Below are 21244 nucleotides of genomic sequence, written 5' to 3' on the forward strand. Positions count from 1 at the left end.
GGACTCACCCGGCTCACTGGTAGTGGACGAAACGCCGGCTGAGCCGGAACTGGAGGGCGGTGACCGCCATGATCAGCACGAACAGCAGCACGCCCACCGCGGACGCCTCGCCGAAGCGCAACTGCTCGAACGCGCTCTCGTAGATGACCATCACCACGGTGCGGGTGGAGTCGCCGGGACCGCCGTTGGTGAGGACGTACGGCTGCTCGAAGACCTGGAGCGCGTTGATGATGCCGACGACCGACGCGACCAGCAGCGTGGGCGACAGCAAGGGGAGCGTGACACTCAGGTGTTTGCGCAGACCCGTCGCGCCGTCGAGGGAGGCGGCCTCGTGGATCTCCTTCGGGATGTTGTTCAGACCCCCGACGAACAGCAGGAAGGAGAAGCCGAACTGCTGCCAGACGTAGACCAGGATCACGGCGGCCATCGCCGAGTTCTCCGACGTCAGCCACGGCACGGGAGCGATCCCGATCAGCCCCAGCAGCCAGTTCACGACTCCGAAGTCCTGGTTGAACAGGTACTTCATCACCACCGAGATCGAGGCGGCGGACAGCACCAGCGGGAAGAAGAACGCCGACCGGAACACCGAGCGCAGCCACATCGGCATCCGCCCGTTCACCGCCAGGGCCAGCACCAGCGCGACGAGCAGTTGCAGCGCGACCGCGAACACCATGAACGCGAGCGTGTTGCCGAAGGAGACCAGCACGGTCGAATCGGTGAAGACCTCCCGGTAGTTGGCGGCCCCGGCGAAGCTCGGGGAGTCGATGACGTTCCAGTGGAAGAGGCTCAGCACCACCGAGCCGACGATCGGCACGACCGTGAAGACGACGATGCCGACGATCGTGGGTGCCAGGAACAGCGTGGCCAGCACTCGGGTGGCACGGTCACGGGTCGCGGCCCGGGGCGTGGAGGCCGATGGGGTGGCCGGCCGCTGCGGCCGGACGGCCGGTACCTGGGTGTTCGTCATACGTCACGCTCCATGGCCTTCTCCAGGTCGCCCTGCATCCGGCGCAGCGCCGGCGCCACCGAGCGCCGGGAGGCCAGGGCGGTACCGGTGTGCTTGAGCAACACCTGCTCGACCTCGGCGACCTGCGGCGGCGCCGGGATCGGTCCGGTGTCGGGGAACTTGTCGAGGGTGTCGTAGAAGACCTGCCAGTTCTTCGGGCCGGTCTCCCGGTAGCGGTCGGCGGTCAGCATCGAGCGGCGGGCCGGGGTCGTCTGGTTCGTGGTGAACAGCCGCATCAGGGTGTCCCTGCGGGCGGCGAACTTGATGAACTCCCACGCCTCGTCCTGTTTCTTCGAGGTGCGCAGCAGCGCGTAGCCGGCGGCGCCGTACTGCATGCGCTGGGTGCGCCAGCGCGGGAAGTACTGCACGTCGAATCCGTCGGTCTTCATGCCCGCCAGGTGCAGGCCGCCCGCCCAGAAGCCGCCCGCGGGGGTGACCCCGACCCGGCCGGTGGAGAACACGCCGATGAGGTTCTGGCCGTTGCCGCCCTCGGGGCGCGTGCACAGGTCCTCCTGGACGAGCGAGGCGAGATAGTCGTACGCCTCCTCCACGCGCTCGTCGGTGGCCTGCGGCGTCGTCCAGCGGAAGCCGCCCCCGCGCCCCTGCCGCTGGGCGGGCGGGTAGAAGGAGTCCCACAGCCAGGCGCCGCCGGGTGCCTTGGACTCCGCGAGCAGGTTGGTGCCGTTCGCGAACAGCCAGGGCACCACGCCGCCCCACAGCCGGTTCGTCCAGAAGTACGGCGTGAACCGCGAGCCGCTCGACTTCTTCATGTCCCGCAGCAGCGCGGTGAAGTCGTCGCGGGTCCAGTCGGCGGGCGGGAGGTCCGCGCCCGCCCGCTTCAGCACCTGGGTGTTGAAGTACATGTCGGCCGCGTTGAACTCGACCGGCAGCTGGTACAGACTCCCCTCGTACATCATCGACTCCACCAGCGAGGGGTGGACGTCGGCGAAGTACTCGCGCAGCTCCTCGGCGTCCCGCTTCACCCAGCGGTCCAACGGGACGCCGAGGCGCTGCGCGAACAGCTGGACGCCCTCGGTGGCGACGTAGACGAGGTCGGGCGCGGTGCCCGCCGCGACCTGGGTGAGGATCTTCGCGAAGAAGTCCGACCAGTCGACGGCCTGCACCGCGTTGATCCGCAGCTTGATGTCGGGGTGGACCTTCTTGAAGCCCTCGGTGAGGGTGCGGATGGCCTCCGGGCCGTAGGCGGGGCCGAGCGTGGCGACGACGAGGGAGCCGTCGTCGCGGCCCGGGATGTCGGCTCCGGTGAGCCGGTCCCAGCCGGCGGCGGTACCGGCGAGCGCGGCGGCTCCGGCGCCGTAGGCGCCGTACCGCAGCAAGGTGCGGCGGTTGAGGTGCGAGTCAGTCATGCAGGGGCCTAACTCGTGTTAGTCGAGAAAGTGATGCCCCAGATGATGGGAAGCGTGTTACGGCCCTGTCAATACCTGCGAACCACTTGACCTTTAACGAGTTAGGTCCCACAGTCCTGATCTCACGTGAGCCGCAAACTCTGACGGCGTTGTCAGGGAAGGGAGCCGTGCTGTGCATGGTGCATCCGGTATGCCTGGAATATCCAGAAGGTCGCTTTTCGTTGCCTCGGTCGTGGGTGCGGCCGGTGCGTTACTGCCGACCGGTTCGAGGCCCGCGGCGGCCGCGTCCGAGGCCGCCGCCGCGTGCACGGGCAACTACCGCGCCGAATACCACTTCACCGTCCCTGACCAGTGGATGAACGACCCGCAGCGACCGGTGTGGATCGATGGCGAGTACCACTACTACTACCTCTACAACCCCGACTACTCGACGGGCGGCACGACGGCCGGCACCGCCTGGCGCCTGGCCACCAGCACCGACCTGGTCTCCTTCACCGACCGCGGGATCGCCGTACCGAAGAACACCACCCCCAACGGCGACGTCTGGTCCGGCTCGGCCGTGATCGACACCGGCAACACTGCGGGCTTCGGCGCGGGCGCCGTGATCGTCCTCGCCACCATGGCGCCCGACGACGTCACGCAGGCGCAGTACCTGTACTACTCGACCGACGGCGGCCGTACGTTCACCAACCACGGCACCGCCCCGGTCCTGCCCAACCCCGGCGTCCGGGACTTCCGCGACCCCAAGGTGATCCGCGACGAGGAACGCGGCCGGTGGGTGATGACGCTCGCCGAGAACGACAAAGTGGGCTTCTACCACTCCGCCGACCTCGAGTCGTGGACGTACGTCGGCGGCTTCATCAAGGGTGGCATCGGCGTCCTGGAGTGCCCGGACCTCTTCCGCATCCAGGCCGAGGACGGCACCTGGAAGTGGGTGCTGGGCGTGAGCGCCAACGGCAAGGCGTCCGGGCTGCCGAGCACGTACGCCTACTGGACGGGCGCCTTCGACGGCACCACCTTCACCGCCGACGCCTCCGACCCGCAGTGGCTCGACCATGGTTGGGACTGGTACGCGGCCGTCACCTTCGAGAAGCGGGACGCGAACGGCATGCTCGACCCGGCCACCCGCTACGCGATCGGCTGGATGAACCACTGGGACTACGCCAACACCACGCCCACGATCGAGTGCGACGGCTTCAACGGCACCGACTCGATCGTCCGCGAGGTCACGCTGAAGCGGGCGGCGGACGGCGCGTACTACCTGGCCTCTCAGCCGGTCGCCGGCCTCGACGGACACGTCTCCCGCACGGTGGATCTCGGCGACCTGGAGGTCGACGGGGCCCTACTGCTCGACTACACCGGCACGGCCTACGAGTTGACGACCGAGATCACCTGGAATCAACTCACCGGCGCGGGGCTCCAGTTGCGGCGATCCTCCGACGGCGGCCGCCACATCGACGCCGGCATCTACGGCGACTACGCCTTCGTCAACCGCGGATACACCGTGAGCCCCGACACCTCCGGCCGATGGCAGGAGAGCCGAAGCCCCTTCGACCCGTCGGCGCGCACGGTGCGACTGCGCATCCTGATCGACCGTACGTCCGTCGAGATGTTCGTGGACGACGGCCGGTACGTGCACTCGACCGAGGCCTTCCCGGATCCGGCCGACACCGGGCTCGCACTGTTCACGATCGACGGGTCGGCGGTGTTCCGGAACACCGTGATCAGGGAGTTCTCGGTCTGAGCAGCCCCTAGGATCACCGGCATGCAGGACGTGCGCGTAGTGCTCATCGGGGGAACGTCCCACACCGGCAAGTCGACCGCGGCCCGGGCCGTCGCGCGGCGGCTCGGGTTCGACTGCCGCTCGACCGACCTGCTGGCCCGTCACCCGGGGCGGCCCTGGCGGACGCCCGAGTGGGAGCCGCCGCCACATGTGGCCGAGCACTACGCCACCCTCGACGTCGACCAGCTGATCCGCTCGGTGCTCGACCACTACGCACGCCTGTGGCCGCGCATCGAGGAACTGATCGCCGACCACGCGGCCGGGCACGGACCGGGCCTGGTCCTGGAGGGCTCCGCGCTCTGGCCCGCCCGCGTGGCCCGGCTGACCGTGCCGCACGCACGGGCCGTATGGCTCACGGCGGACGACACGGCCCTGCGCGAGCGCATGCGGGCGTCGGCTCGCTACGGCCAACTGGAGGACCGGGAGCGGTACTTGGTGGACAAGTTCCTCGCCCGCGCCGAGCGCTACCAGGAGCTGATGGCGCAGGCCGTCGACCGGCACGGACTGGCGCGGATCGACACGGCAGGGCGCTCGGCGGCCGAGGTGGCGGACCTCGTCCTGGCGGCCGTCGACGTGCGCGCCGCGTAGGCGAGGGGGCAGGGAGCGGGCCCTGTCGCCAGTGCCGCGAAACACTGTCACGATCTTCGGGGGACCGGCTCGGACCGGAGCCGGGCGGACGGACCTACGGAGCGCACATGACGACGGACAGGGCCACTGCGGACGGCACGGAGCAGGGCACCGGGATCGAGGTGAAACCGGTCGCCGGACACATCGGGGCGGAGATCAGGGGCGTCGACCTGGCCGGAGAGCTCGACGACACTGTGCTCGCCGCGATCCGGGCGGCGGTGCTGCGCTGGAAGGTGGTGTTCTTCCGCGGACAGCGGCTGGACCACGCCGGGCATGTGGCGTTCGCGCGCCGCTTCGGCGAACCGGTCGTCCTGCGCAAGCGGGGGAGTGCCTCCCCGGCGGACTTCCCCGAGGTCGAGACGACCGCCGACCGGCTGGAGCTGGGCGGGAAGTTCGGCATGGAACACGACGAGTGGCTGCGCCGCCGCCGCCACACCCTGCTGCGCGGCTGGCACTGCGACCACGGCGCCCGCGTCGACCCGCCCGCCGCGACGATCCTGCGCGCCGAGACCGTACCGCCGTACGGCGGCGACACGACCTGGTCCAACCTCGCCGCCGCGTACGCCGGACTGTCCGGCCCGGTGCGGGAGTTCGTGGACGGCCTGCGCGCCGAGCACCGCCTCGGCGTCGGCTACCAGCCGCGGCCCGGCGACGACGCCTACGTCCGCCATCTGCTCGACCATCAGGTGGCCTCGCTGCATCCGCTGGTGCGCGTCCATCCGGAGACGGGGGAGCGGGTGTTGTACGTCAACGGCTACTACGTCGAGCAGATCGCCGGCCTCTCGCGGGCCGAGAGCCGGGCGATCCTCGACATGCTGATGGAGCAGGCCGTACGGCCCGAGTACACGGTCCGCTTCCGCTGGGAGCCCGGCAGCGTCGCCTTCTGGGACAACCGGGCCACCATCCACCTCGCCCCCAGCGACAACGCCCACCTCGACCACCCCCGGATCATGCACCGGGTGATGCTCGCCGGTGACGTGCCGGTCGGGGTGGACGGCAAACCCTCCGAGCCGATCACCGGGACCGAACCGGGGCGCTGGTAGCCGAGGCCCGTCCGCCCGGCGTCCGGCAGGTGCCCCTGGGGGCGCGGGCGGTCAGCGGGCGAGCAGCTCCCGCAGCGCCTTCGCGATGTCGTCGGGCGCCTCCTCGGCCATGAAGTGGCCGCACGTGACCGTGGTGTGCCGCAGACCGGGCGCCCAGGCACGCCACAGGGCGGCGGCGTCGAAGCCGAGGGCGGCGCCCCAGTCCTGCTGGAGGACGCCGACCGGCATGCGGAGCGTGGTGCCCGCCGCCCGGTCGGCCCGGTCGTGTTCGATGTCGACGCCGGCCGACGCACGGTAGTCGGCGACGATCGAGGGCACCGCCTCGCGGCATGCCGCCAGGTAGGCGGCGCGCACCTGGTCCGGCACGGCCCGCCGGTCGGACGTCCAGATGTCGAGGAAGTGACCGAAGAAGGCGTCCGGGGCGGCGCTGATCATGCGCTCGGGCAGGCCGGGCGGCTGGGCCATCAGGTACAGGTGGAAGCCGACGGCGGCGGTGACGCCGTGCAGCACCTCCCACATGTCCAGGGTCGGCAGGACGTCCAGGCAGGCCAGGTGCGTGACCGTGTCGGGATGGTCGAGCGCGGCACGGAAGGCCACCAGGGCGCCACGGTCGTGCCCGGCCAGCGCGAAACGCTCGTGCCCCAGCTCGCGGGCGAGCGCCACGATGTCCGCGGCCATGGTGCGCTTGGCGTAGACGCTGCCGTCGGTCTCCGCCGGCTTGTCGCTGGCGCCGTAGCCGCGCAGGTCGGGGCAGATCACGGTGTGGTCGGCGGCGAGGTCGGCGGCCACATGGCGCCACATCAGGTGGGTCTGCGGGAATCCGTGCAGCAGCACGACGGGCGAGCCGGAGCCGCCGACGGCAGCGTGCAGGGACACCCCGTCGGCGACGGGGACGCGATGATGACCGAAGCCGGCGATGACAGGTGCCACGGCTCCGCTCCTTCCGAAGGGAATCGATGGGTGGAGGATGGCTCTCAAGAGGATCTCGTGCCCCGATCCTCCTGCGGGCGGATGAGCACTGGATGAGCGGCAGGCCGTGGGGCGACCCGCGAAGACGGAAGGCGGTGGGGGACGGTGGGGCGTCGCTTCGGTGTGCTCGGGCCGGTCACGGCCTGGGACGCGGACGGGACCGCGATCGACCTGAAGGGGCCGCGACACCGCTCGGTGCTGGCCCGGCTGATCGTCGCCCGGGGGCGCGTCGTGCCCGTCTCCCGACTGGTCGACGACCTCTGGACGGAACCGCCCGCCGACGCCGTGGGCGCCGTGCGCACGTTCGTCGCCGCGCTGCGCCGCGCCCTCGAACCCGACCGCCCGCCCCGCACGCCGGCCCGGCTGCTGGTCACCGACGGCCCCGGCTACGCCCTGCGCGCCCCGACGGACGCGGTGGACGCCTGGCGCTTCGAGCAGACGGTCGCCGCCGCCACGACACCACCGCCCAAGGAGGCCGTCGTACGGCTGGAGGAGGCGCTCGGCTGGTGGCGCGGCCCCGCCTACGCGGAGTTCGCCGAACAGGCATGGGCCCGGGCCGAGAGCCGCCGCCTGGCCGAGCTGCGCCTGCACGCCGTGGAACTGCGCGCCGAGGCGCTCCTGGCCCTCGGCACGGCCGACCGGGCGGCCGCGGACCTGCGGGCGCACGCCGCCGAGCACCCATGGCGGGAGAACGCCTGGCGCCTGCTGGCCCTCGCGCTCTACCGCACGGGCCGGCAGGCCGACGCGCTGGACGTGCTGCGCCGGGCCCGTGCCCTGCTGGCCCAGGAGCTCGGAATCGACCCGGGCCCCGGCCTGCGCTCACTGGAGGCGGACATCCTCCACCAGGCCGACCACCTCGACCGGGCGCCCGGCACTCCCGCGGGGCGGGTCTGGGAGCGGGTCGCCGCCGCCTACGACCGCACCGTCGCCCCCGACTCCCGGGCACGCCTGGAGTCGACGACCGGCCTGCTGCGCAGCCTCGCCGTCACCGGAGGCAGCGGACTGCTCGCCGCCCGCGAGCACCGGGTCGCGGCCATCGCGGCCGCCGAGGAACTCGGCGACGCCGAACTGACCGCCCGGGTGATCGGCGCCTACGACGTCCCGGCGATCTGGACCCGCCTCGACGATCCCGGACAGGCAGCGCAGGTGGTCGCGGCCGCCGAACGCACCCTGACCGCGCTGCCGGCCGAGGGCCACGAGGCGGCCGAGGCCCGGCTGCTGGCCACGATCGCCCTGGAATCGCGCGGCACCCCGCTCGCCCGGGGCCCGCGGGCCGCCCGCCGGGCCGAGGAGATCGCCCGCCGACTGGACGATCCGGCGCTGCTGGCGTTCGCCCTCAACGCGGCCTTCATGCAGTGCTTCGACCGCACGGGACTGGCCCCGCGCCGTGACGGGATCGGAGCCGAACTGGTCGCCCTCTCCGCCCGGCACGGCCTCGCCACGTTCGAGATCCTCGGCCACCTCGTCCGGCTCCAGGCCCGCAGCGCCCTCGGGGACTTCACCGCCGCCGACCGCCATGCGGCAGCCGCGGACGCCTTGGCCGTACGCCATGAGGCGCCGCTGGTGGGCGTGTTCACCGGCTGGTACGCCGCCCTGCGGCTGGACGCCACCGGCCACGCCCCGGTGCCGGAGGTGGCGGCGGCCTACCGGGACGCGGCCGCCCTGCTGAACGGCGCCGGCATGCCGGGCCTCGCCGACGGCCTGCTGCCGCTCGCGCTGCTGTGCCTGCGGCTGCGGCACGCGATGCCTCTCCGCGCCGGCCTCGACGCCGACGCCGACACCGACTGGGGCCCGTACGCCCCCTGGGCGCTTCCCCTGCTCCTCCTCGACCAGGGCCGTCGCCCGCAGGCCGCCGAAGCACTCCGCGCGACCCCGGAACCGCCCCGCGACCTCCTCCAGGAGGTCCTGTGGTGCCTCACCGCCCGCGCCGCACTCACCCTCGGCGACCGGGAGACCATGGCACGTGCCCACACCGCCCTGACGCCGGCGGCGAACGAACTGGCCGGGGCCGGCAGCGGCCTGCTCACCCTGGGCCCGGTCTCGGCCCACCTGGCCGACCTCGCCTCCGCCCTGGGGCACGGGTGAACCGTTCGACGGAACTCGTCGTCGTACAGGTCAATGATCGAAAACGCCCGTGCCCGGTACCGGATTGCGGCAGGGCACGACCGCGGGCCCCGCTCCGTGGGACGAGGAAGGAAGCGCATGCCGACTCCCGGGCGCCGTACCGCCGTCACGCTCCTCGACGTCCTGCTGCACGCCGCCGAGGAGACACCCGGTCAGGTCGTCGTGCACGTGAGTGGAGACGGCAGCGAGCGCGCCGTCTCCTTCGCCGCGCTGCGCGACGACGCGTTGCGCGTCGCCGGAGGTCTGCGCGCGGCGGGACTCGAACCGGGCACGCCCGTCCCGCTGCTCGCGGAGCTCGGCGAGGACTTCCAGCCGATGTTCTGGGGGGCGCTCGCCGCGGGACTCGTGCCCGTGCCGCTCGCCCCCGACGCACGCCGGGTGGGACCGGTGTGGGAGTTCCTGGGTCGGCCCGCCGTGGTGGTGGACGACGCCACCGAAGCTCTCCTCGCCGACGTCCCGGGCCCGGTGCGCGCCCTGCGCCTGCGGGAGCTGCGCGAGGCCGGGCCGCCGCGCCCCCTGCCCCGGCGGGACCCGCAGGACCTCGCCTTCCTGCAGTTCTCCTCCGGCAGCACCGGCACCCCGAAGGGCGTCGAACTCACCCACGAGGCCGTGCTCGCCAACCTCCGGCAGATCCGCGCCGCCATGGCGATCACGCCGGACGACGTGGTGGCGACCTGGATGCCGTACTTCCACGACATGGGCCTGATAGGCACCCACCTCGTCCCCATGGCGGCCCGCCTGAAGCAGGTACGACTGGAGCCTGTCACCTTCGCCAAGCGCCCGGAGCGCTGGCTGGAAGCCGCCGCACGGCACCGCGCGACCCTGCTGTCGGCGGCGAACTTCGCGCTGGCCCTCGCGGTGCGGCGGGTACCCCGGAGCACCTGGGCCGCACTGGACCTGAGCCGGGTACGCCTGATGCTCGTGGGCGCCGAGCCCATCGCGCCGCGCGTGTGGCGGGAGTTCACCGCCGAGGCGGGTGCGGCGGGGCTGGACGCCAGGGCCATGCTGCCCGTGTACGGACTGGCCGAGGCCACCCTCGCCGTGACCGTACCCCCGCTCGGGGAGATCGCCGCGCCCCTGCGCCTGGACCGGAAGGCGCTCAGCCGTGGGCGGGCCGTGCCCGCGCAACCCGGCCCGGACGCCGTGGAGTTCATGGACGTGGGCCGTCCCGTCCCGGACTGCGAGATCCGGGTCACGGACGACGCCGGGAAGCGGCTGGGTGAACGGCGCGTCGGACACATCGAGGTACGCGGCCCTCAGGTGGCCGGCGGCTACCACCGCAGCCCCGAGGCGAGCGCGGCCGCGTTCTCCGGAGGCTGGCTGCGCACCGGCGACCTCGGCTTCCTGGACGAGGGCCGGCTGTGTGTCACGGGCCGGCACAAGGACGTCGTCTTCGTGGGCGGCCGCACCTTCCACGCGCCCGACCTCGAAGAGACCGCCGCCGCCACGCCAGGACTGCCCGAGGGCACGGTGGCGGCGATCGGGTCCACCGATCCGGACACCGGCGGCGACCGGGTCGTGGTGTTCGTCCAGTGGGCGCGGCCCGCCCCGGCCACCGCCCTTCCCGTGCTCGACGCCGCGGCGGCCCGGGTACGGGAGGCGCTGGGACACGACGACGTACGGGTGGTGCCCCTGCCGCCCGGGGCGTTCCCCCGGACGACGAGCGGCAAGCTGCGGCGGGGGCTGATGCGTGCCCGGTTCGAGGCGGGCGCCTACGCGGCGGTCGAGGAGCGGCTGTCGGCGGCGCGGTGCAGAGGCGAGGCCGAGACCGGGATCGAGCCGGACCGGCCGGAGGGCGGCTGCGGTTGGCGGGTGCCGGTGGTGGCGGCGGCGGTGGCGGCGGTGCCGCGGTCGCGGCGTGACGTCGAGGACGTGATCCGGGGGATCTGGGCCCGGACCCTGGACCTGGCGCCGACGGACATCGGCCGGCATGACCGGTTCTTCGCCCTCGGGGGCTCGTCGTTGAAGGCGATGACGGTGCTCGCCGGCATCGAGGACGCCTTGGGCGTCACAGTGGAACCTGGCGTGCTGCGCGACCATGACACCGTGGCGGCGCTGGCCGGGCAGGTTCTCGGCTCCGGCACCGGCACCGGCACCGGCACCGGCACCGGCACCGGCATTAGCACCGGCACCGCCACCCGGCGTGCCCCGGCGCCGTCCGGCACAAGCGGGGGGAACCGGCCGCTGGCCGTTCTCGGCATGGCCTGCCGGTTCCCGGGCGCGGAGACGCCCGAGGCGTTCTGGGACCTGCTCGTGTCCGGGCGTGACACGGTGACAGGTGTGCCCGAGGGCCGCTGGGAGGGGCGGGAGAGCCTGGAGGGCCGGGAGGGCTGGGAGAGCGCACCGGGCGCCTCCGGTCTCCACGGCTCCTTCCTCCCCGATCCCGCCTCCTTCGACGCCGCCTTCTTCGGCCTGGACGACGAGGAGGCCCGCGCGACCGACCCGCAGGCGCGGATCTTCCTGGAACTGGCCCACGAAGCCCTGGAGCGCGCCGGATACGCGGGGCCACGGCGGACCGGTCGCCGGATCGGCGTGTTCGCCGCCGTCGGTGACAGCGGACACCGGGAGATCCTGGCCGCCGCCACGGACGGCGACCTCGCCGCCCAGCCCGGCGCGCTCACCGGCAACCTGCCCAACCTCATGGCCGCCCGCCTCTCCCAGGCAATCGACCTCGACGGCCCCGCCCTCGTGGTGGACACCGCCTGTTCCTCCGCGCTCGTGGCGCTTCACCTGGCGCGTCGCAGTCTCCAGAGCGGTGAGTGCGATGTCGCCGTGGTCGGTGGCGTCCAGCTCGCCCTCACCCCGACCGGCCACCGGCTGCTCGCACGCGCGGGCGCGCTCTCCCCGACGGGCGGCAGCCGCCCCTTCGGCGCCACCGCGGACGGGATCGTGCCCGGGGAAGGCGGAGCGGCCCTCGTCCTGGCCCGCCTGGACGACGCGCTGCGGGACCAGGACCCGGTGCTCGCGCTGGTCCGCGGCACCGCCGTCAACAACGACGGCCGCTCGCTCAGCCTGCTCGCCCCCAACCCGCGCACCCAGCGCGAGGTCATCACCCAGGCGTACGAGGACTGCGGCATCGACCCCGACGCGGTGTCCTACGTCGAGGCGCACGCGACCGGCACGCCGGTCGGCGACCCGGTCGAGGCGCAGTCACTCGGGCATGCCTTCCCACCCCGCACGGACGGACTCCCGCGCCTGCTCGGCTCGGTCAAGGCGAACATCGGGCACCTGCTCAACGCGGCGGGCATGCCGAGCCTGGTCAAGACGGTCCTGGCACTCCAGCACCGCCGGATCCCGCCCTCCCCGCACACCACTCCGCCCGCGCCGTACCTGCGACGCGTCGCCCCCGGCTTTGAACTCGTCACCGAGCAGCGGGAACTGCGGGCTCCCGGCCCTTTGATCGCGGGCGTGAACGCCTTCGGCTTCGGCGGCACCAACGCGCACGCCGTCCTGGAGGAGGCACCCGGACGGACAACCTCCGAGAGCCGTGCCGCCGACGGCCCGCACCTGCTCACCCTGTCGGCCCGCGGCGCCGACGCCCTGCGCGCGTCCGCCGCCGCACTGGCAGCGTTCGTACGGGCGCACCCGGACCTGCGCGAGGCGGACATCTGCTCCACCGTCAACACCGCCCGCGACGACGGCCCCCACCGGCTCGCCGTGGTCGCCGACGGTGATCTCGCGGAACGTCTCGACGCCGCCCGCCCAGCGGACTTCGCGGTCGCCCGGACCCGCCCGCGGACGGTGTTCCTGCTGCCGGGCCAGGGAGCCCAGCGGCCCGGTCAAGGACGCGCTCTGTACCGGTCGGCTCCGGTGTTCCGCGAGGTCCTGGACGAGGCGTCCGAGCTGACCGGCCCCGTGCTCGGGCGCTCGCTCGCCGAGTGGTGCCTCGATCCCCGGGTGGATCCGGGGGAGTTGGCCAGGACGGAGGTGGCCCAGCCGCTGCTCGTCGCGTTCGGTGTGGGCCTGGCACGGCAGTTGGCGCAGTGGGGTCTGTCCCCGGACGCGGTCGCCGGACACAGCGTCGGTGAGATCGCGGCCGCGTGCGCCGCCGGTGCGCTGAGCCTCGCCGAGGCGGTGGGGTTCGCGGCGGAGCGCGGACGCCTGACCGGTGAGCTGGCCCCGCCGGGAGCCATGGCCGCCGTCAGGGGCGACGAGGACACCGTCGCCGAGCTCGTCCGCGCGTCCGGCGGCTCGCTGAGCGTGGCCGCCGTCAACGGGCCCGGGCAGGTGGTGATCTCGGGTGCCGAGGAGGCCGTCGACCGTGCCCTCGCGGAGCTGACCGGACGGGGCGTGACCGCGCGCAGGCTCCGTGTCTCCCACGCCTTCCACTCGCCGCTGCTGGAGCCGGTCCTCGAACCACTCCGGCACGCGGCGAAGGCACTGACGGTCAGACCGGCGACCGTCCCCATGCTGAGCACGGTCACCGGCGAGTGGCGGCCCGGCCTCACGCCCGCCCACTGGCAGGAACACGCGGTCCGGCCGGTGCGCTTCGGCGCCGCTGTGACGAGGCTCCTGGAGGAGGGCTACGACACCTTCGTCGAACTCGGCCCGGGGAACACCCTGGGCGGCGCGATCCGCGCGGTCGCCGGGGCGCAGGCCGCGTCGGACGTGGCGGTGTGGACGACGGGGGTGTCCTCGGTTCCGGGCAGCGACGCGGACACCTGCGGGGCGCGGGCGTTGCTGGAGACCGCGGGCCGATGGTGGACACGCGGAGCGGCACTCGACCGGACGCCCCGCGCTGCGCCTCGCCCCAGGGTGCCGGTACCGACGTACCCGTACCAGCGCACCCGGTACCGGCCCCGCACACCCGGCTCGGCGAGCTCGGTGCGGCGCCTCGACTGGCGGGACGCACCGCTCACTTCGGCGGCGGGCCCCCGCGTGGTACGGCTGCTCGGCGCCGGCCAGTCGCTCGGCCTGGCCTTGGCCGAGCGGCTCACCGGCCGTGGCGTGACGGTGCTGGGGGAGGGCGATGCGCACGGGCAGGGCGCTGCCTCGGCGGACACCGTGGTGTGGCTGGGAGGCGTGGAGGAGGCCGCGGAGGGCGGTCACCAGGCCGGGGACGTCGCCGTGGGCTTCGGCGGTGCCTCGCTGCGCCGCGTACTCGATGCGCTCGCCGTCGGCCGCTCCCGCTTGCTGGTGGTCACCGAGGACGCGTACGTGACCGGCACCGCGACGGAACGGGCACGCCCGACGCGGGCACTCCCGCACGGCTTCGCACTGGCCCTCCCGGAGGAGCACCCAGGGCTCACCGCCCGCAGCGTGGACCTGTCCTCGCAGGACACGCTCGACGCCAGGGCCGACGCCCTGGAACGGGAGCTGTTCTCGGCACAGGGGCCGGAAGCGGACGGCGCCGAGGGTGCGATGGGCGCGGTCGCGTGGCGCGGCGGCCGCCGACTCCGCCGTACGCCTTCCGACGTGACGGACGCCGCCACGGCGCTCGGCGTCCTCCCGCCGGACGGCACGTACCTGATCACCGGCGGAGCCGGCGGCCTGGGCTCCGCGCTCGCACGCGACCTGGCCGACCGAGGCACGCCCCGACTGATCCTGACCGGACGCTCCGAGACCGCCCCCGACGACCTGCTCGCCGATCTGCGTGCCCGGGGCGCCCGGGCCCGGTATCACGCGGCCGACGTGTCCGACGAAGCCGCCGTCGACGCCCTGTTCGCCACACTGCCCCCGTTGGACGGGGTGTTCCACGCCGCCGGAACGGTCCGGCCGGGCACCCTCCGCTCCAAGACCGACGGGGAGATCGAGGAGGTGCTCGCCGCGAAGGTGCGCGGCACGCTCCTGCTCGCCGAGGCGCTGCACCGGCACGGCCGGCGACCGGCGGTGTGTGCCGCCTTCTCCTCCCTCTCGTCCGTGGTGCCCGGACTGGCGGGCGCGCTCGGCGACTACGCGGCGGCCAACGCCTTCCTGGACGCCTTCGCCGCCGCCGAGCGCGCGGCGGGCAGGCCCTGGCAGGCGATCGGGTTCGGGCCCGTCGCCGACGCGGGACTGGCCGCCGGGTCACCGGCCGGGGCACGGCTGCGCGCTCGCGGAGTGGCGCCCATGACCGCGCGGTCCGCGATCGCCGCGCTGCGCACGGCCGTCGCCACGGATGCCGCGCACCTGCTCGTGACCTCCACCGAGACATCGGCGCCCGCGCCCGTCGCCGTCGAGGACCGCTCGCACGACAGCGCGCCCCACCCGACCCGCACCTCGCCGGACGGTGGTGCCGCCGTGCCCGACCCGGCCGGCGTCGCCGAGCTGGTGCGGCGCCTGCTGGCCGAGGCACTGCACCGCGCTCCCGAAGACATCGGCGACGACGAGCAGTTCCTCGGCCTCGGGCTCGACTCGCTCACCGCCGTGGACCTCGCGCGCCGCCTGGAGACGGAACTCGGCCTGCCCCTGCCCGCCACGCTGCTTTTCGAGTACCGGACCGTCGGTGAACTGACCGCCCACATCGGCGGGCAGAAGCCGACCGCTCCGCATGCCCCCGCCGCCGTGCACCGCGGCCAGGAGGAGTCCCCGCCGCGCCCCCTCACCCCGCTCCAACTCGCGTTCCACACCACCGAGGCGCTGTACGAGGGCGTCGCCGCCTTCGGCTACCTACGCCAGACCATCCGCGGCCCCCTCGACACCGGCCTCCTCGGCCGTGCCCTGGCCCACCTCGCCGCACGGCACCCCATGCTGCGCCTGCGCGTCACCGCGCACGACACACCGCCGCGCCAGTACATCGCGCCGGCCGAGCCCACCGACCGCGCGCCACGCTGGTACGAGGTGCACGAGCCGGACGACACCGCGCCACCGCTGCCGGAGCTCGAACAGCGGCTGTGCAACCGCCCGTTCGACCTGACCGCCGAGGACCCGGCGCGCGCCGTCCTCGTCCGTGACCCCCGGGACGCCCACCTCGCCCACCTGCTGCTGGCCGTCCACCACAGCGCCGCCGACGGCTACAGCCTCAAGGTGCTGTGCGAGGAGCTCTGGTCGCTCCACACCGCGCTCGCCCAGGGCCGCCCTCCCGAACTCCCCACCCCATGCGCCGAGTTCGCCGACTACGCGGACCTCCTCTCCGCCGACCGCCGGTCGCCCGCCTTCACCCGGGACGCGCAGTACTGGCGCGACCGCATCGCCGAACACACCGTGGCCACCACGGCACCGGAACAGGAACAGGAACAGGAACCGGCACCGGAACAGGAACCGGCACCCGCCCTCCCGTACGACGGCGACCCGGAAGCACTCCCGGCGCCGCCGCTCACCCACCACCAGACCACCGTCGACCCGGCGCTCACGGCGGCGCTGCGGGCGCTGGCCGCCCGGCACGAGGTCTCCCTCTTCCATCTGCTCCTCGCGGTGTACGGCCGCTGCCTGGCCCGCTGGAGCGGCAGGCGGCACGTAGCCGTGAACGTGGCGCGTGCCCGCCGTGAGGCGCCCCTGCCCGGGATCGACCGTCTGGTGGGCCCGCTCGCCGACACCCTGCCGGTGTTCGTCACCGTCGACCCCGACGAGCCCGTGACCGTGCTGGCCCGGCGGCTGCGGCGGATCTGGCGCGAGGCGGAGTCCCACGCGACGCTCACCAGCCCCGACATCGCCGCGCTGCTGCCCGCCACCGGACCCGCCCCGCGCACGGTTGCCCCGGCCGGGTTCAGCTTCGCCCGCTTCCCGGTGAGCCACGGCCACGACTGGCCGGTCACCGTGACCCCGACCGCCGCGGCCACCGCCTCCGCCGCGACCCGGCTCGGCCTGCTGTGCTGGGAATCGGACGCGGCCCTGCGCCTGTCCTGGAACCACCCCGCTCACCTCTTCCGCCGCCGGACCGTCGAACGTCTCGCGGCCGAGTACCTGGCCGAACTGCACGCCGCGACCGCGCCGTCCCCCCGTCCGCAACCGCACGACGGCGACGGCGACGGCGACGGAGGGATCGTCGATCGCCTGTGTGCCCGGTTCCGGGCGACACCACGAGCCGTCGCGGTGGACACCGGCCGCACCACGCTCACCTACGCCGCACTGGATGCCGCCTCCGGAGCTGTCGCCGCCCGGCTGCGAGCGAAGGGCGTACGCCCCGGCGACCTGGTCGGCCTGCTCACCGAGCCGGGCGCCGAAACCGTCGTCGGCGTGGCCGGCATCCTCCGGGCGGGCGCCGGCTGGGTGCCGTTGGACGCGACGCATCCCGTGGCCCGGCTGCGGGACCAGGTGCGGCGCACCGGACTCGGCGCAGTGGTCTGCCAGGCCGCGACGCGTGAAGCCGCTGCGGCGCTGGACGGCATCACGCCGGTCGCGGCCGACGACCGGCACCCGGCCGCCCCGCCCTCGTACGAGACGCCGCCCGCCGATCCCGACGCCATCGCCTACGTGATCTTCACCTCGGGCTCCACGGGCCGCCCCAAGGCGGTCCCGATCACCCACCGATCGATGCTCGACTACCTCGACTGGTCACTGACCGCCTTCGGTTACGCCCCGGGAGACCGGCTCGCGCAGACGGCGTCCGTCTGCTTCGACGCCTCCGTACGCCAGTTGCTGGCGCCGCTGCTGGCCGGCGCCACGATCCACACGCTCACCCGGGACCTCCTGCGCGACCCGGAAGCACTGCTGGAGCGGATCGTCGACGACCGGATCACGGTGTGGAGTTCGGTGCCGACGCTGTGGGAACGCCTGCTGACCGCCGCCGAGACCCGGGCACGGCAGGACGGGACACCTCCGGACCTGTCGGCACTGCGCTGGGTGCACGTCGGCGGCGAGGCACTGCCCGCCGCGCACGTACGCCGCTGGTTCGACCTGCTCGACGCGTGCGGCGGCCCGGAGCACAGGGTCGCCAACCTCTACGGGCCCACCGAGGCCACCATCAACGCCACCTGCCACATCATCGACACCCGGCCCGCCGACGGCGTACGGCAGTTGCCCATCGGCCGGCCCGTGGCCGGGACCGACCTCGCCGTCGTCTCCGAGGACGGCCGTCCCTGCGAGCCCGGCGAACCCGGTGAACTGCTCATCGCCGGAACAGGGCTGACCCCCGGTTACCTCGGCGAGCCGCGGCTCACCGCGGAGGCGTTCGTCGAACGCGACGGTCGCCGCTGGTACCGCAGCGGTGACCGGGTCCGCCGAGGCGCCGACGGCGTCCTGGAATTCCTCGGCCGCCTCGACGACCAGGTGAAGGTCCGCGGCCACCGCGTGGAACTCGGTGAGGTCGAGGCCGCGCTGCTCACCCACCCGGACCTCGCCCGTGCCGCCGTGCTGCTCGTCGACGGGCGCCTGCTGGCGTACGTGGAACCCCGGCCCGGCTCCGGGGAGCCCGACGCACGCGAGGTGCGCGCCTTCCTGTCCCGCGTGCTACCGCCCTACATGCTGCCCGGCCGCATCCGCACGCTCCCGGCGATCCCCCTGACCGGCACCGGCAAGATCGACCGCAACCGGCTGGCCCACGAGGCCCAGGGAACGACAGAGGGAACGACAGAGGGAACGCCCGAGGGAACGACCGAGGGAACGTCCGAGGGAACAGCCGAGGTGCCCGCGCGCCCCGGACCCGGGACCGCGCCCGCCACCCCGACCGAGGACACCGTGGCCCGCATCTGGTCGGCCCTGCTGGACGTGCCGGCCGTCACCCGCGAGGACGACTTCTTCGCCCTCGGCGGCGACTCCATCATGGTGCTGGAACTCTTCGCCCGTCTGCGCAAGGAACTGCCCGCCGTCCCCCGGCCGACCACCGTCTACACCCACCGCACGCTCAGCGCCCTCGCGGCGGCCCTCGACACCGCCGCCCTCGACACCGCCGCCCCCCGCCCCTCGCCCGAGCCGCCTGGGCGGTCCGCCGTCACGCGGCCCGCGGGCCCCTACCCGCTCACGCCCTCCCAACGGGGATTCCTGCTCGCCGAGACCGTCGACCCCGCCGCGGGCTCCGGCTGGCTCGCCCGGTTCCGGCTGACCGGGTCACTGCGGCTCGACGTCTTCCAGCGTGCCGTCGACGTTCTGGTGGCCCGTCATCCGATGGTGCGCACGACCTTCCCCGCGGGCGCCCGCCCGCCGGTCCAGCAGGAACTGCCGGACTCCTTGCGCCTGCCGGTGGAGGCGGAGACCCTCGCGCACCCCGACCTGCTGGAGCAGCGGATCACCGAGGAGGCAGGGCGCCGACTCCAGCCCTGGACCTGGCCGTTGCTGCGGCTGCGGCTGTTCACCGTGGCGCCGGACGAGCACGTGCTCCTCGTCCACGCGCACCACCTGATCGGCGACGGCTACAGCGCCGCCCTGCTCACCAGGGAACTGCTCACCGCCTACGACCGCCTCGACCGCGGTCTGCCGCACGGCCTGCCGCCGCTCGACAGCACCTTCCGCGACCACGTCGCCCTGTCCGCCGTACGACCGCGACCCCGCGACCGGGCGGCCGAGGAGTACCGCGCACGGCTCCACGCGCCCTACTCGCCCCCCGTGCTGCGCCGGCCCACCGCCGAGGGCGCCGGGCCGCAACCGGCGTTCCACACCGCGGGGTTCACCCTGGACGCCGCCACCACCGAGGCGCTGCGCGAACTCGCCCGAGCGGCGCGGCGCACCCTGTACGCGCCGCTGCTCACCGCCTACTACCGTGCGCTGGCGGAGCTCACCGGACAGCGCGACCTCGTGCTCGGGCTCGCCGTCACCGGGCGCGAGGAGTCCACCGCCGACGCACACCGGGTGTTCGGCCCGTTCGCGGAGGCGGTGGCACTGCGCCCGGCCCGGACCGGTGAACTGGATCCGGGGCGGCAACCGCCCTCATTCGAGGAAGACTTGAGGGACATCGCCGCGGAGGCGGAGCTGGCCCGGGCGGCGGGGCCGGGCGAGCCGCGTACGGCGGCGGGACTGCCGTACCACGCCCAGTTCTTCTTCACCTTCCTCGACTTCACCTCGCTCGGCTCCCTGCCCGACGGCGGCCTGACCCTGCACGTGGACGAGTCCGACACCGCCCTCGCCCCACCGCCGCTGGGCACCGACGTGTTCCTGGCCGTGCGCCCGGTGGCCGACGGGACGGGCCTGCGCGTCACCGTCCGGGCCTCGGCCGCGGCTCTCACCGCCCGCGAAGTCGACGGGTTCGCGCAGGCGATACGCGGCCGGATGCGGGACGCGCCGAGCGAGACCGGTCCCGTCCGTGCCCGTGGCCGGCGGCGCCCCACCGCCTCCCTCGACGCCGCGCTCGTCGGCTACCTGCCCGCCCCGCAGCACCTCGCCGCCCTCGCCGGCCTGCCGTACGACAGCCCCGGCCTCGGCCGCGAGGAGGTCCGGGCGCTCCTCTTCCCGGACGGCCGTGCCCGACTGCTGGAGGAGACCACGACCCCGCTCGGGAACTCCGGTTTCGTCGCGCTCCCGCTTTTCGCCGACGAACTGGCCGCGGGCGGCGACCTGGCGGCCCGCACCGCCCGCGCCGTCGAGCACGCCGCCGCGCTCGGCGCCCGCTGCGTCTCGCTCGCCGGCATGATCCCGTCGCTCACCGGCTACGGCTACGACGTCCTGCGCCAGACCAAGACGAGCGCGGCGCTCACCACCGGACACGCGGCGACGACCGTCGCCGTCGCCAAGACCGTCCACTCGGCACTCGCGGCCACCGGCCGCCGCCTGGACGACCTCTCCCTGGCCGTCGTCGGGTGCGGCTCGATCGGCACCTCGTCCCTCCGCCTGCTGCTGGCGACGGCACCCCGCCCACCGGCCCGGCTGCTGCTGTGCGACCTGCCGGGCAGCACCGCGCGGCTGCGGCGGCTGGCGGCAGACCTGTCGTCCGGGCATCCGAGAACGCCGGTCGGGATCGTGGAGTCGGGACGGACCCTGCCCGCGGCGGTCTACGAAGCCGACGTGATCGTCACCGCCGTCAGCGGCGCGACCGCCCTCCTGGACGTCGGCCGGCTGCGCCCCGGAACGATCGTCGTGGACGACTCCTTCCCGCACTGCTTCGACACCACGACCGCACGGGAGCGGATGCGCCGCGACCAGGACGTGCTGGTCGTCGGAGGCGGTCTGCTCGCCCTCGACGCGACCCGGACCCGGCTGAGCGGGGAACTGCCGGACGTGGCGAGAGCGGGCTTCGCCCTGCGGCCAGGGATCCCGGACACCATGGCCTCGTGCCGCCTGGAATCACTGCTCCACACCCGGCGCACGGTTTCCAGCCGTCCCTCGGACGACCTGCCCCTGATCCACGGCCTCGTCGACCTGCCCCGTGCCCTCGCCCACTGGGACGCGGCCGAGGCCGCCGGGATCCGGCCCGCCCCGCTGCACCTGCTCGACCACGTCATCGCCGAGGGCGAGGGGCTGCTCCTCGGACCGCCGAGCGCCGACCCGGCGCCAGGACCGGCCGGGCGGCGATGCCGGTGAGGATCGGCGCACGGCCCTC

Annotated in this window: 8 protein-coding genes; 5 read left to right on the forward strand and 3 right to left on the reverse strand. The window is 74.0% G+C overall.

The window, feature by feature from the left end; translation table 11 throughout:
- Positions 1-13 precede the first annotated feature (13 nt).
- Both ABZ078_RS17985 and ABZ078_RS17990 read right to left on the reverse strand, forming a co-directional pair.
- Positions 14-967, reverse strand: coding sequence for a sugar ABC transporter permease (locus tag ABZ078_RS17985; protein WP_356576280.1), 954 nt, complete (start codon positions 965-967; stop codon positions 14-16).
- The gene (locus ABZ078_RS17990; RefSeq protein WP_356576282.1) at positions 964-2373 is read right to left on the reverse strand and encodes an extracellular solute-binding protein; all 1410 of its coding nucleotides are present in this window, start codon (positions 2371-2373) and stop codon (positions 964-966) included. Before ABZ078_RS17990 ends, ABZ078_RS17985 begins: the two co-directional genes overlap by 4 nt.
- A 190-nt stretch (positions 2374-2563) precedes the next feature.
- Here ABZ078_RS17990 and ABZ078_RS17995 point away from each other — a divergent pair, with 190 nt between their 5' ends.
- From ABZ078_RS17995 to ABZ078_RS18005, 3 genes are all read left to right on the forward strand, one after another.
- Complete coding sequence (locus ABZ078_RS17995; RefSeq protein WP_356576284.1) at positions 2564-4117, forward strand: glycoside hydrolase family 32 protein; 1554 nt, start codon at positions 2564-2566, stop codon at positions 4115-4117.
- Positions 4118-4138: 21 nt separating this feature from the next.
- Positions 4139-4744, forward strand: a complete 606-nt coding sequence (locus ABZ078_RS18000; RefSeq protein ID WP_356576286.1) for an AAA family ATPase — start codon at positions 4139-4141, stop codon at positions 4742-4744.
- 107 nt (positions 4745-4851) lie between these two features.
- Positions 4852-5826, forward strand: coding sequence for a TauD/TfdA family dioxygenase (locus ABZ078_RS18005; RefSeq protein WP_356576288.1), 975 nt, complete (start codon positions 4852-4854; stop codon positions 5824-5826).
- A gap of 51 nt (positions 5827-5877) precedes the next feature.
- On the opposite strand, the gene ABZ078_RS18010 is transcribed toward ABZ078_RS18005, so the two are convergent.
- On the reverse strand, positions 5878-6756 hold the full coding sequence (locus ABZ078_RS18010) for an alpha/beta hydrolase (protein WP_356576290.1): 879 nt from the start codon (positions 6754-6756) through the stop codon (positions 5878-5880).
- A gap of 144 nt (positions 6757-6900) precedes the next feature.
- Between ABZ078_RS18010 and ABZ078_RS18015 the strand changes: the two genes are divergently transcribed.
- A complete protein-coding gene (locus ABZ078_RS18015) occupies positions 6901-8880 on the forward strand; it encodes a BTAD domain-containing putative transcriptional regulator (RefSeq protein WP_356576292.1) in 1980 nt (659 codons plus the stop codon).
- 117 nt (positions 8881-8997) lie between these two features.
- The gene (locus ABZ078_RS18020) at positions 8998-21225 is read left to right on the forward strand and encodes an amino acid adenylation domain-containing protein (protein WP_356576294.1); all 12228 of its coding nucleotides are present in this window, start codon (positions 8998-9000) and stop codon (positions 21223-21225) included.
- Positions 21226-21244: the final 19 nt, after the last annotated feature.

Origin of the sequence: Streptomyces sp. NPDC006385 (assembly GCF_040612485.1) — a bacterium.
Classification (GTDB): Bacteria; Actinomycetota; Actinomycetes; order Streptomycetales; family Streptomycetaceae; genus Streptomyces.

What these genes read in the sequence shown, in the direction of transcription:
- ABZ078_RS18020 (WP_356576294.1), top strand. Translation starts at nt 8,998, where the DNA reads ATGCCGACTCCCGGGCGCCGTACCGCCGTCACGCTCCTCGACGTCCTG.
- ABZ078_RS17995 (WP_356576284.1), top strand. Translation starts at nt 2,564, where the DNA reads ATGCCTGGAATATCCAGAAGGTCGCTTTTCGTTGCCTCGGTCGTGGGT.
- ABZ078_RS18005 (WP_356576288.1), top strand. Translation starts at nt 4,852, where the DNA reads ATGACGACGGACAGGGCCACTGCGGACGGCACGGAGCAGGGCACCGGG.
- ABZ078_RS17985 (WP_356576280.1), bottom strand. Translation starts at nt 967, where the DNA reads ATGACGAACACCCAGGTACCGGCCGTCCGGCCGCAGCGGCCGGCCACC.
- ABZ078_RS17990 (WP_356576282.1), bottom strand. Translation starts at nt 2,373, where the DNA reads ATGACTGACTCGCACCTCAACCGCCGCACCTTGCTGCGGTACGGCGCC.
- ABZ078_RS18000 (WP_356576286.1), top strand. Translation starts at nt 4,139, where the DNA reads ATGCAGGACGTGCGCGTAGTGCTCATCGGGGGAACGTCCCACACCGGC.